The following is a 12,473-nucleotide window of genomic DNA, read 5'->3' as shown; positions in this document are numbered from 1 at the left end:
AAGCCTTTTACTTCGGCGGTTGGTGTTCGAACGATGCAAAGGTAGGGGCGAAAGAAAGTGGTAAGAAAGTGGTAAGAAAGTGGTAAGAAGGTGGTAGAAATAAAAATATCCAATTGAAAATCAATCGTATATAAATTTATTTTAGGTGGTAGAAGTGGTAGTTTGGTTTATGAAGCCGTTTAGTCGAAAATTTCGTTTATCTCGCTTGCAAATTGCGCTGATTTCCGGCTCGGAACTTCGGAAATGGGTTCTTTGTATTTTGATTTGTAGAAGTTCTCATCAATATCCAATTGTTGAAGCATTGATTTCCCCCATTCTGCATTTTTGTCGGATTTGATACTTTTGTACATTTTGTAAATGAGAAAGCAGGCGTGTGTTTTTTCGCCTTGTTTCAATTGTATAATTTTGACGGATGCAAGTAGGTTAATTGCTGTGTAAAAGTCTGTTTCAGAAATATTTTTAAAAATGGTGTTGTTACAAATACTATGAATGTTTGATGATGTTGCCATATCAAAAAACGTTCCTTCGGGCAGATTTTGTGTTGTTTTGGGAATGTATTTTTGAGTTATTTCGTCCAATTTATGGCTCAACGATAAAATTTTCGAGAAGTAATTTTCTTGATATTTTTCTGCCGTTTTTCGTGCAACTTTTTGTTTTTCATACAAGTCATTCAATATCGCTTTTTCTGAATTGTATTTTTCGGCTAATGCTTCTTGCTTTTCCCAAAGGCGTTTTTCTTCTTGTTCGGTATGTTGGCGGAAACCAATTGCATCCAACGAATTGTTGACTTCACTTAATTCTTTCCAATACTTTTGAGTGTTGTGCAATTGGTCGTTGATTTGTGTGTCGTATTGATTGGCAAATTTATCGCAAGCCTTTTCAATAGCAAGATTTTCAAGTACGCTTTTGTTCGTTAAAATCAACCGGATATTGTTCTGAATTTCTGTCGAAAGGCTTTCTGTTAAGGTCTTGAAACGTTCCAATTCGGCTTGCATCGTCAAATAAACCATCATCGTCTCAAATGATTGTATATTACTGAATTGAGTGTAGAAATCTACAACAAATTGCTGTTGAACAAACTCAATCGAACGGCTGTTCGAAACTTAGTCAATTATCGTGTTGAGTTGGGTGTATCGGGGGAGGATGATGGCGATGTTGGGCATTGTTTTATTGGTGTTAGAGTAATTTTTAATTTACGCAAGAACCTCTTGCGCAAATTAAAATAATCATTTACTGTTTTATCAAAATTATTCATTTAAAAAATCATCCAAATTCCACGCAGAAATATGTTCAATTCCCTTATTGGTGGATATTTTATAATCGCCTATACCAGGTTGTCGAGTAATGATTTCTTTGTTTACACAATTTTAGGAGTAACGGAAGAAGTCAAAAAATCTCGAATGTAAATGTGTTCTATTCCCTCATAAGTATTTTCGAATGAACGTTCGCCGGATACTACTATTTTGGGATAATTGTCTTTTATCTTCAACAAATTGCCAAACTCTCTGGCGATAGTTTCGGGTTTAGACAATTCTACCGCGACCTGTACATATAATGTTTCGCCGGCCCGTGTACAAACAAAATCGATTTCCTCGGTCGAAAGTGTTCCTACAGTTACCTCATAGCCACAATACAACAAATGATTGCAGACAATATTTTCCAATCGTTTTGCTCTGTCTTGCGGTTTATAGCCCGCCACCACATTGCGGATTCCCATATTTTCGAAAAAGTACTTTTCGCCACGTTCAAATAAACGTTTCCCAACAATATCATAACGTCCTAAGCGATGAACCACAAATGCCGAAACCAGAGAGTCTGCATATTCGGATACCAACGTTGGCGACATTCGTATATTTTGACTTTTCAAAAAGTCACTGATACTTTTCGAAGAAAAAAGACTTCCGATATTATCTGCCAAGAAACGGATTAATTGTTCCAAAAAGGCTGTATTGCGGATATTATTGCGAGCAACAACATCACGAAGAACAATGGTTGAATAAACCGAACGAATATATTCCATTACCACCTCTTCACGCATTGGCAAGTGAATTAGGTATGGCAATCCACCGAAACGGATATATTTTTCCAGCGACTCATCATCATTATTCAGTTTGTGAAAGTCCAGAAACTCTGCATAGGAAAGGCTGTATATCTTAAATTCAACATACCTACCGCCAAGTTCGTTTGCCAAATCGCTCGAAAACATCTCTGAGTTGCTTCCGGTAATGTAGATATCATTACTCTCGTCCAATGCCAAGGAGCGTACGGCAACTTTAAAATCTTCTATTTCTTGAATTTCATCAATAAAAATGTAATTCTTCTTTCCACGTATTAATCGTTGAGCAATATAGTCATGCAGGTCTTTTGAAGACACAATATCCACATAGGCAATATCTTCCTTGTTGATATAAATGATGTTAGCATCTTGCTCTTTTTTCCTTATCTCCTCAATAAGTTGATAAAGAATATAACTCTTGCCTACCCTTCGATGCCCAATCATTACTTTTACGATGGGCGTCTGCATAAAAGGCTCTATGCGTTCAATATAAGTATCTCTGCGGTGGAGTACGGTTGGAAATTTCGACATATTAATTGCTTTATAAATTTAATTCTCTGCAAATATAACAAATATTACAGGTATACATGCAATGTTTTTATATTTTGTGGCGTTTTCCATGTATAGATGTAAAGATGAGAATTTATGTAATCACAATTAAATGCACAGAAAAACTCTTAATCCGTCCTTATAACTGATTAAACTTACTCATGGCACTCGCTTTAATATCGTCGGCAATGTCGATGTAGGGCTTCATTGCCTTATAATCGCTGTGTCCCGTCCATTTCATAACCACATTTGCCGGAATGCCAAGTGAAAGGGCATTACAGATAAAAGTGCGACGCGCGTCATGGGTACTTAGTACGGCATATTTAGGCAGAATGGTTTCAATACGCTCATTTCCTTTGTAATACGTTTGATGTACCGGATTATTAAGCCCTGCCAGTTCTGCCAAATTTTTCAAATAATCGTTCATTTTTTGGTTGGATATTACAGGAAATACTTTTCCACCCTCAAAGTGAAAATCTTTGTATTTTTCGTATATGGCTTTACTCTTATCATTAAATTCAATGACAATTCTGTCATTGGTTTTTACCGTAACTATTTCTATGTAAGAGTCTCTTATGTTTGAATGACATAAATTGCAAACATCTGAATAACGCAAACTCGTGTAGCAACAAAATAGAAAAATATCACGAACCTTTTCTAAGTATTTTTTATCTTCAGGTATCTCAAAATCTGTTAGTTGTTTTAACTCTTGAGCATCCAAAAATACGACTGTTTTTCGTGCGGTTTTTAATTTGGGTTTGAAGTTCATAAAAGCGTTATCCGATGTCAAATTCTTAGATGCAGACCAGCGAAGCACCCACTTCAACAATCCTATTTGTTTGTCAATTGTAGAATTTTTCAAGTCTTGCTTGTGCAATGTGTCGGCGAAATCGGAAAGTCCTTTTTCGGAAAAATCGTCCATCGTGGGTTCAGATTTCCACCTTTCAATGTGTTTTTTTAAGGCATTGAATTTTTGCAAAGTCCCTTTTGCCCAATTATTTCGCTTGCTGTTTTCCGATACAAATTCATTGAATACCTTCCAAAAATCAAGGGGCGGTTTTTCTTGAACAGTATTTTCTTCCGGTTCAACTTTTTTGATTGCAAGATTAAAAGCTTCACGAAGTTGAACTGTTGTTGGCATTTCGTCTTTCACTTCAAACTCTTTGAAAATATTTTGAATTTCCGTGAAGTAATTAGACAAATCACCGTTAATTTCAGCTGATGTTTGTTTCAACTTGTTTGTACAGCCATTTTTTACTCGTTGCTTTTCAGCATCCCATTTTGACACATCAATCCGGTAACCGGTGGTAAACTCTACCCGCTGATTATTGTAAACAACACGCATACGAATTGGCACATTTTCAACAATAGGCTTTCCGTCCTTCTTTCTACTCTCTAATGCAAAAATTACATTTCTCTTAATATTCATAGCTATTTATCCCTAAGAATTAACTTCTCCCCTCTCTTAGACAATTTATTTCTAATTTAAGTTAGTTTCTTCGGATCGCCCGGCTGGACGATCCGAAGAAACTACGCGGCCATCCGTTACATTTCTATCGGCCTTTTATATCCTAATCCCTGATGGGACCTTTCCATGTTGTAAAATTTTATGTAATCCCTTATCTTGTGATATAATTCCAAACCATTATCAGATGGTTCGAGATAAATTTTCTCGTATTTGATGTTCCTCCAGAACCTTTCGATGAAGTTATCCAAAAGTTTTGATAACTTCATCGAAAATAAAATCCGGAAGCTTGCCCGGGGCAGGTTATGTGCTGCACAACATAAGGCAGGAAGAACTACCTGTTGCAGCGGAGCCGGAGTGAATTCCAGCAATGGATGACCGATGTCCCCAACAGAATACCTGATCATCACGCAAATAAACTGGATGAACTGCTCCCACACAATTGGAAAAAGAACAACCTTCAGTAAAAAGCTCCACCACAATATCCCCTTATTTACTACCTAATATGATATTGCCTTTCCACCATGGCGGAAGGGTATCCCAATGCATCGGTTCGATCTGGGAATAACGATGGTAACCGGCCGGGAGGTCATGTTCTAATTTCACCCATTCTTACAACACGCTCATAGCCGACTGGATACACTACACCTACAACAACGGGCATTTGGCTAACGATCCGAAATTGGTCTGGATGAACTTCATCAATGCCTTGGAGAAAATTCCCAAGATTACCGAAAGTCATGCCAGAGAGTTGGAGAAAATTCGAGCAAAAATACCAGTGTTTAAATCCGTAGCCGCTACTTCGTGGAGAAAAGAGGACGAACTCAAAGAATTGAAACGGCAGATTATCGAATTAGATCGAAATATTGCTTTATCACTGAAAAAGGAGGATAACAGCGAAGTGAGACAGGAGGTTTCTACAATTAAAGCCACGCCTAGTATGGTAGACAAGTCATCGACAGTAAGAATAAAAATATGATTTTTATAACAATTTTCATCTTTACGGTTTAAGAACTGCAATTGGAATAATTTTTACACCATCAGGGCGACTATATGCCATTTTACCACCGGTTAATATAATCAGCAAATCGGGTTCACGCAGCGGAACTTGTTTTTCATTCTCATTATATTCTCGGATAAGGTGCTTTAATTGAAGTAGATGTTGTGCGCCTTCTTCAATTTCTCTACTGCCTAATTTGCACTCTATTAAAGCATATCTTCCGTCCGAAAGATGTAGTACAAGGTCTGCTTCTAATCCGTAGCGATCACGGTAATAAGATATATGGCTGTTAAAATCAAGTGTATATGCTTTCAAATCCCTAATACAAAGCTGTTCAAAAATGAATCCGAAAGTTTTTAACTGAGTATACAATGCCTCCGGAGTAAGCCCCAAAGAAGCAACAGCAATAGAAGGATCAATAAAGGCTCTCTTCGAACTGCTCCTGATGGCTGTTTTACTTCGAATAGCCGGCGACCACGCATCGATATTGCTAATAACAAACAGCTTTTGCAAAGCATTCACATAATTATCGAAAGTAGGTTTGGTCATAGAAATCTCCCCGGAAGATGCAATGTCGGCAAGTATAGAAGTGTTTTTGGCAAGGGTTGAGATGTTTCTCGAGTAGCTTCGAAGCAGTATTTTTGCAGCGCGTTCATCACGTTTCACGCCGTCTATTCTTGATATATCTTCTTTACAGATTGTGTCGACATAGTTTCTTGCGACGAGGAGCTTAGCTTTATTTGTTTTTATATTTACTGTCGCAGGCCATCCACCACGACACGCTACATAAATAAGATCTTCAATCTGCATATCAGAACTAACTCCATCAATATCTAGTTCGGGATCATCAAATAACTCTTGAAGCGAAACTTTACCGTTTGACTCTCCGGATTCCCATAAACTCATCGGAAACATCTGCATCCTTGATATCCTGCCTGTACCGGAATGATGGATGGAATTTCGGTCAATGGCATTGGAACCGGTCAAAATAAATTGTCCGGGCAAGTTTCTCTTGTCAACCATTGTGCGAACGGCATCCCACAAGACAGGTGCATCTTGCCATTCATCAAGCAATCGCGGTGTTTCCCCTTGCAGTAGTAACGAGGGTTTAGATGCAGCCGTTGCAAGATATTCTTCCCGCATATCCGTATCTTGCAGTTTGATGACACTTTTTGCCACTTGTTCTGCTGTTGTTGTTTTTCCACACCATTTTGGACCTTCAATGAGAACAGCTCCAAAAGCTTCAAGCCGCTCAAGTAGTATTTTGTCCGCTATTCGATATAGGTAGTTCATACAATCATTATTAAATAGATACAAATATAAGTGTTTTTTAGAATTTTACAAATATGTTTTCCTTTTTTGTGGTAATTTACTTTACCTGTTTGTGGTATTCTGATTTACTTATTTGCGATGAAACAAAAATTCATTTTTAGTAAAACCGAGTCACTGCTGCAAATAAAACACTTCAGCTTATATAGAAAACAGGCAGACAAAAAGCAACCGTCCGAAGTAGTTCGGTACGACTAAATTCTTGTCTGCCCCTTTTATGTTGAATACTGTCAAATTCTTGCTAATGGGTTCGTCTGCGGCACATCGTCCGATTTATTTGAAGCCGTTCAATCACTACGTTAACACGATTGTTCTTTCAGGTTCAAAAAATCTGTCCGATAAGAATTTCGTGCGTTTTTCTATTTTGCACGAAATATACATTAATTGTATGGAAAACATTCTAATTCGGTTTGCATCGTCAAGTCAATCAACATCGCTTCAAACGCCTGAATAGTATTGAATTGAGTATGAAAATCCACAACAAATTGTTGTTGAGCAAACTCAATTGATTGTCTGTGTGAAACTTCGGCAATTATCGTGTTGAGTTGGGTGTATCGGGGAAGTATGTTGGAGATGATGGGCATAAATATTATTGTCGTTCGTGCAATTTATTAATTCGCGCAAGAGGTTCATGCGTAAATAAAAATTATCACTTACTGCTTTTTCAAAATTATTTGCTTAAAAAACCATCCAAATTCCAAGCCGGAATATGTTCAATTCCCTCATTGGTGGGAATTTTATAATCATCCATACTTACCACATACTTAGCGAAATTATTATCGATAAGTTTTAATGAGTGGTATTCTCTTTCTATTGTCTGCTCCTCTATAAGCTGGTGAGTTACTTGCAGATAAATTCGGCGTTCGCCTTTAATTGCCTCAAAATCCTCTTCGGTGTCTTTTATCGTTCCCACATAAACCTGAAATCCGGCACGCCGCAAACTCAGATAAACGGCATTTTCTAACAAATAACCAATTCCGTAACCAAATCCGGCATAAAGATAGTTTCGATAAGCCAAATTGTTCAGATAATATTTGCTGTTGCCCGAAATGGTGTTTTTGCCTTTTATATTATAGCGTTCGGCACGATGAACAAGGAAAGAATTTTCCAAATAATTGACGTAAGATGAAAGCGTTTCGTAGTTTGTTTTCCGCATTTTCGATGCAAAAAAGTTGATGATGTTTGTTATCGAAATCAAATTGGATGCAGTATTGACTAAATAAACAAACAAATTGTCTAATAACTTCACATCCTTGACGTTATACCGTGCCTCTATGTCGTGCAACATAACCGTATCTTTGATGGATGACACGTAATTTTGCTTCATTTCATCGTTGGGCAAGTTGAAAAGTTCGGGCAAGGCTCCGCTTTGAAGGAATTTTCTGTAACTTTCACTACTGATTTACAACCCTGAAATTCCACAAAACTCGGAAAAACTAAACGGGAAAATCTCAAACTCAACGTATCGACCTGACAAAAGTGTTGCCAATTCACCCGACAAAAGATTAGAGTTTGAACCGCTTGTCAGCGAAAAGTCTTCATATTGATTCAGTATGGTACAGGAATATAATATCTGAACCGCACCGAACCGATTTCCTCGCCGGTTCGGTATGGGGTGCCACTATATGCACCCGACTTGAACCTAACCGATGTTTTAGTAATAGAATTTGGAATTTAATACTAAGAGAATCGACCTCACTACCTTTCCATTCACAAAGAAGCAAAATGTCTGACCTGACCAACTCTGCGATAACACTACTCAAAACACGAAAACGATATTTTGTACATCAAACAATTTGATAATCGCACTTCCAAACAACATGGATTTTCTTTTTGTAGTTACTCATAATACAAAGATAAACATTTTGGCATAGCCTTATGATCATAACCGCCAGCTAAGCAGATGGATTTTCAAGTTTAATTAAAAAGAGAGAACATCCTATTATTCCCAAAGAATTTTCAGCCGCATGTCTTCATTTCCTTTTTTTCATGCTTAAACAACCGGAATTAAAAATACTGACTGTATTGAAAAATATTTTTCAAAAAAACAAATCTGTTTTCTGACTGTGAAGTATTCCATAGTATTGGATACACTAGGCATTCTCATGTCGGTAGAGCAATGGCTTGCTTTATGGAAATGAATCAAATTGTCCCTCAAAAGTATCATTCATAGATATAATGCATTGAAAAAATATTTAGATGAAGTGAAAATTACTATTTCTATCCGTTGATTTTATATTGCTTAACAAACTTATCAATACATAATTTCGTTTTACCTATACTATTCAAAATATTTTTTTTAAAAGATTTCAGTTTACGATGCAAGATTTCAACTTTATCGGTATTATAATAATAGGAGATTCTATGGAAAACCCTTTCAATTTTATAAGAAAATAGTAAGTTTGTCATATAAAACAATTAAAAACAATAGGTTATGAAAGTTAAACATTTTATTTTTATGGCGTGCATACTGCTCGGCGCCCTACTTTTACCGTCTTGCTTAGACGATGATAATTCGGATTGGAACAAATTATACCCCAACGCCTTGGTAACGGTAAAACACGCCAGTGATGAAACCGTATTTTTGCAGTTGGACGATAAAACGACACTGCTTCCCGTCAATTTAAAATCCTCGCCTTTCGGATCGAAAGAAGTGAGGGCTTTGGTGAATTATGAAGAAGTGGACGATTCTTCCAAAGAATACGACCAGGCTGTGCGTGTGAATTGGATTGACAGTATCCGCACAAAACCGATGGCACCTAATTTAGGGGATAAAAACGATGAGAAGTATGGCGATGACCCCGTAGAAATTGTAAACGACTGGGTGACCATTGCCGAGGACGGTTATCTCACCCTGCGCTTCAGAACATTGTGGGGTTATCAGCGGATTGTGCACTACGTAAATCTCATTCCGACCAATAATCCCGACAATCCTTACGAAGTGGAATTCCGCCACGATGCCAACGGCGATTACGCCGACAGAAGAGGTGACGGGCTGGTAGCCTTCAAGCTCGACAAGTTACCCGACACGAAAGGAAAAACCGTGAAATTAAAGCTGATATGGAAATCGTTCAGCGGTGAAAAATCGGCAGAGTTCGACTATCGCACGCGTGCCGCAACACCTGCATCCGCATCCATTGCCGATGTCCGAAATCAGGTGCCGTTGAACTAATTTCTCGGCTAAACAATGTTAAAACGATGTCTGTCGCGTGTTATTTTGAATTTCTGATGCAAGATTTCATGAAAAGAGGATTTAATAAATAGAGTGTTCACTAAAAAATGAATAAAAAGAACACTCGTTGAATAATCTCTAATTATTAAAAAAATGAAAAAAGTAACAACAATTTCGAAATTGACAAGCCTTTCATTGGCTGCATTGGTTTTTATGTTCGCCTCGTGCGATAAAGACGACGACATCAAAAAAGACCTGAAATTCAGTCCGTCCGATAAAGTGGAAGTAACCGTAGGAAATAGCGCAACCGTGACCGTGAGCGGAGGAACAATACCTTATGCTGTTGCATCGGGTGATGCTAAGGTGGCTACCGCAACAGTCGATAAATCTACCATTACCATCAAGGGTGTAGCAAAAGGTACGGCCACGATTACGGTAACCGACAAGGGTAAGAAAAATAGTGGTAAAATTACCGTAACGGTAAAAGAAGAAGGACTGACTTTCGATAAAAAAACGTTGGAAGTGGAAGAGAGCAAAGAAGCTGTCGTGACGGTTTCGGGCGGTACGGCACCCTATGCTGCTGAATCCAAAGATGCCGCAGTAGCTTCGGCCATCGTTAACGACGATAAAATTACGGTAAAAGGGTTGAAAGCGGGAACAACCACGATTACGGTAACTGACAAAGACAAGAAAAATAGCGGAACTGTAACCGTAACCGTAAAATAAATAACTTTTTTGTAAAAAGGCAATGCAAGGTTGTATCTTTGTCACGATAAAGATACAACCTTGTTGAAAGAATAGGGGGCGCGTGATTTCGCATCGCGGAAAATCCGGCAAATAACCGCAAAAGCATAAAACGGCAAATAACCGCTCTCCTGTTCTTAGCTATGACTGGTTGAAGATCAGAGCTCCTCAAATGGTAAGAAAAGGAACAAAAGAGCAAGCCCTTCTTCGGCAAATTGTGCGAGGCAACACAATTGCCATGAAGGAATTTTTCACTATTTACTCAGGATACCTTACTGCAGTATGCTCTCGATATGTATCGAATGAAGAAAATGTTAAAGATATTCTACAAGAGAGTTTTATTAAGATTTTCAAGGCCGTGGAAAGGTTTGAGTACAAGGGAGAAGGTTCGCTGAAGGCATGGTCGGCGCGCATCGTAGTAAACGAAGCATTGAAACACATCAAGGAAAATCAAAAACTGAAGGTTACAAACCTTCCAAGCTGGGATTTACCCGATATGACCGACGACCAGGAACCGGATTTCGAAGATATTCCCACATCAGCCATTTTGGATATGATCCGCACGCTTCCCGTCGGCTACCGCACCGTGTTCAACCTGTATGTTTTCGAGGAAAAAAGTCACAAGGAAATTGCTCAAATATTAGGCATCGCGGAAAATTCTTCTGCATCACAGCTTCACAGAGCCAAAAGGTTGTTAATAAAAGAAATAGAATCATATCGAATAAAAAAAATGGCGTTATGAAAAATCAATGGCAAAATAACCTTCGCGATAGAATGGAACGTCATGAAGAACCTGCTCCCGATGGATTGTGGAACCGCATAGAACAAATCATGAATGCCGGAAGCTACAACAAAGCAGTGCAGGCAAGGCGAAATACCCTGTTGTGGGGCCTGCGCATCGGAACGGTAGCCGCTGTGGCGCTTATTTTGTTTTATATCGGCTTGCACACCCTTGGATTGAAAGAAAATGTTGAAAATATGCAGACAGCAGAGCAGCAATTAAAAAAAAATCTGGCTCCCGACAGGCATCATTCGCCAAACAAGCCCGCTACAAAAATAGAAGAACAACTTTTAGCGCATAGGGCCGAAGCAGGAAAACTTACGGAAAACGTGTCGAAAACGACAAAAGCCAGTACAATTGCGGAGACGGGTGAAACCGTGAAACTCCAACAGAATGATGAACAACAACAGCCTCAAGATGAATCCTACACACGGGAAGAAACCCCAACCCAACATCAGGCTGACCCCAATCCGCAACGACCTGTTATAGAAACAACCAACACGCCAGCTTTCCAACTGCCTGTAAACAGGCATCGCCGCAAATCCGCCAAATGGCAGGCAGACGTGTACGCGTCGAACATCCCGTCGGGCGCTACGAGTACACACAACGGATACGACAGTTTTAGACCCTATGCATTTCCGTCGGAGGAAGAAGAATATGTGGTTGCTGCTGTTCGCTCGGATTTACCCGAGGGTATTTCGGTGTTGAGCGAGTATCAGCATGTATATACCGATATCGAACATTCCCAACCGGTGGTACTGGGCGTTTCTATGCAATACCATCTTGACGAACGGTGGAGCGTAACAAGCGGACTGACCTACACAATGCTCTCGTCGCGATTGCGTTCGGGAACCGACAATCATTACTACAACAGCCGGCAAACGCTGCATTACGTGGGGATACCGCTCAATGTAAATTACACCGTGTGGGAAAACGACAAAATCTCAACGTATGTGTCGGGAGGCGGAATGGTGGAAAAAAATGTATCCGGCACACTGTCAACGAATTTTGTGATCGACAACAAACTTCAGACGCGAAGCCGGCAGGAAATCTCGGTCAAACCATTGCAATGGTCTGTAAATTCGGCAATTGGCATCCAATACCGGTTAACAAATAATATCGGAATTTATGCCGAACCCGGGGTCGCTTACCACTTCAGGAATGGAAGCAAGGTTGAGACCATTTACAAGGAAAAGCCGTTGAATTTCAACGTCAGTCTGGGTTTGCGCTTTTCGTTGAACAAATGAATTTTATCACCTGAATTTTTTTAATAATGCAGGATCGCCGTTTCAAGGTTTTGGCCTGCATAACTTTGTCGGACATTTTAAACTTATGCAAATTACACGAACAATGCAAATACCAGATAAAGATATAAAA

The 12,473-nt window shown here is 39.0% G+C and carries 12 protein-coding genes; 5 read left to right on the top strand and 7 right to left on the bottom strand.

Translation table 11 applies throughout. The features are described 5' to 3' along the window. Window positions 1-179: 179 nt before the first annotated feature. The 4 genes from KDN43_RS15140 to KDN43_RS15125 all read right to left on the bottom strand — a co-directional run bounded on the left by KDN43_RS15140 (window position 180) and on the right by KDN43_RS15125 (window position 4,552). Entirely contained in the window at window positions 180-1,013 is an 834-nt protein-coding gene (locus KDN43_RS15140) for a hypothetical protein (protein ID WP_238867440.1), read from the bottom strand. A gap of 344 nt (window positions 1,014-1,357) precedes the next feature. After that, window positions 1,358-2,587, bottom strand: a complete 1,230-nt coding sequence (locus KDN43_RS15135; RefSeq protein ID WP_238867439.1) for an ATP-binding protein — start codon at window positions 2,585-2,587, stop codon at window positions 1,358-1,360. A gap of 157 nt (window positions 2,588-2,744) precedes the next feature. Beyond that, window positions 2,745-4,034 (bottom strand): site-specific integrase, encoded by a 1,290-nt coding sequence (locus KDN43_RS15130; protein ID WP_238867438.1) that lies wholly within the window; start codon window positions 4,032-4,034, stop codon window positions 2,745-2,747. A 116-nt stretch (window positions 4,035-4,150) separates the two neighbouring features. Further along, entirely contained in the window at window positions 4,151-4,552 is a 402-nt protein-coding gene (locus KDN43_RS15125) for an integrase core domain-containing protein (protein WP_238867437.1), read from the bottom strand. 182 nt (window positions 4,553-4,734) lie between these two features. Between KDN43_RS15125 and KDN43_RS15120 the strand changes: the two genes are divergently transcribed. Then, a complete protein-coding gene (locus tag KDN43_RS15120) occupies window positions 4,735-5,049 on the top strand; it encodes a hypothetical protein (protein ID WP_238867436.1) in 315 nt (104 codons plus the stop codon). A 21-nt stretch (window positions 5,050-5,070) separates the two neighbouring features. Here the strand turns inward: KDN43_RS15120 and KDN43_RS15115 are convergent, their stop codons facing one another. The 3 genes from KDN43_RS15115 to KDN43_RS15105 form a co-directional block, all read right to left on the bottom strand. Next, complete coding sequence (locus tag KDN43_RS15115) at window positions 5,071-6,363, bottom strand: ATP-binding protein (RefSeq protein ID WP_238867435.1); 1,293 nt, start codon at window positions 6,361-6,363, stop codon at window positions 5,071-5,073. Window positions 6,364-7,069: 706 nt separating this feature from the next. Next, window positions 7,070-7,726 (bottom strand): ATP-binding protein, encoded by a 657-nt coding sequence (locus KDN43_RS15110; protein WP_238867434.1) that lies wholly within the window; start codon window positions 7,724-7,726, stop codon window positions 7,070-7,072. A 75-nt stretch (window positions 7,727-7,801) separates the two neighbouring features. Beyond that, window positions 7,802-7,927 (bottom strand): AAA family ATPase, encoded by a 126-nt coding sequence (locus KDN43_RS15105; RefSeq protein ID WP_256448741.1) that lies wholly within the window; start codon window positions 7,925-7,927, stop codon window positions 7,802-7,804. 906 nt (window positions 7,928-8,833) lie between these two features. Here KDN43_RS15105 and KDN43_RS15100 point away from each other — a divergent pair. From KDN43_RS15100 to KDN43_RS15085, 4 genes are all read left to right on the top strand, one after another. Beyond that, window positions 8,834-9,571: a NigD1/NigD2 family lipoprotein gene (locus KDN43_RS15100; RefSeq protein WP_238867433.1), complete on the top strand. Its 738-nt coding sequence runs from the start codon at window positions 8,834-8,836 to the stop codon at window positions 9,569-9,571. 153 nt (window positions 9,572-9,724) lie between these two features. Continuing rightward, window positions 9,725-10,297, top strand: a complete 573-nt coding sequence (locus KDN43_RS15095; protein ID WP_238867432.1) for a pilus assembly protein N-terminal domain-containing protein — start codon at window positions 9,725-9,727, stop codon at window positions 10,295-10,297. 190 nt (window positions 10,298-10,487) lie between these two features. After that, window positions 10,488-11,057: an RNA polymerase sigma factor gene (locus KDN43_RS15090; RefSeq protein ID WP_238867431.1), complete on the top strand. Its 570-nt coding sequence runs from the start codon at window positions 10,488-10,490 to the stop codon at window positions 11,055-11,057. After that, window positions 11,054-12,343: an outer membrane beta-barrel protein gene (locus KDN43_RS15085; protein ID WP_238867430.1), complete on the top strand. Its 1,290-nt coding sequence runs from the start codon at window positions 11,054-11,056 to the stop codon at window positions 12,341-12,343. The genes KDN43_RS15090 and KDN43_RS15085 overlap by 4 nt, the downstream gene beginning before the upstream one ends. Window positions 12,344-12,473: the final 130 nt, after the last annotated feature.

Origin of the sequence: Proteiniphilum propionicum (genome assembly GCF_022267555.1) — a bacterium.
GTDB classification, from domain to species: Bacteria; Bacteroidota; Bacteroidia; order Bacteroidales; family Dysgonomonadaceae; genus Proteiniphilum; species Proteiniphilum propionicum.
Note: the sequence above shows the minus strand (reverse complement) of the source record. Positions and strands in the feature narration are given on the sequence as shown.

What these genes read in the sequence shown, in the direction of transcription:
- KDN43_RS15110 (WP_238867434.1), bottom strand. Translation starts at nt 7,726, where the DNA reads ATGAAGCAAAATTACGTGTCATCCATCAAAGATACGGTTATGTTGCAC.
- KDN43_RS15095 (WP_238867432.1), top strand. Translation starts at nt 9,725, where the DNA reads ATGAAAAAAGTAACAACAATTTCGAAATTGACAAGCCTTTCATTGGCT.
- KDN43_RS15090 (WP_238867431.1), top strand. Translation starts at nt 10,488, where the DNA reads ATGGTAAGAAAAGGAACAAAAGAGCAAGCCCTTCTTCGGCAAATTGTG.
- KDN43_RS15135 (WP_238867439.1), bottom strand. Translation starts at nt 2,587, where the DNA reads ATGTCGAAATTTCCAACCGTACTCCACCGCAGAGATACTTATATTGAA.
- KDN43_RS15115 (WP_238867435.1), bottom strand. Translation starts at nt 6,363, where the DNA reads ATGAACTACCTATATCGAATAGCGGACAAAATACTACTTGAGCGGCTT.
- KDN43_RS15100 (WP_238867433.1), top strand. Translation starts at nt 8,834, where the DNA reads ATGAAAGTTAAACATTTTATTTTTATGGCGTGCATACTGCTCGGCGCC.
- KDN43_RS15140 (WP_238867440.1), bottom strand. Translation starts at nt 1,013, where the DNA reads ATGATGGTTTATTTGACGATGCAAGCCGAATTGGAACGTTTCAAGACC.
- KDN43_RS15130 (WP_238867438.1), bottom strand. Translation starts at nt 4,034, where the DNA reads ATGAATATTAAGAGAAATGTAATTTTTGCATTAGAGAGTAGAAAGAAG.
- KDN43_RS15085 (WP_238867430.1), top strand. Translation starts at nt 11,054, where the DNA reads ATGAAAAATCAATGGCAAAATAACCTTCGCGATAGAATGGAACGTCAT.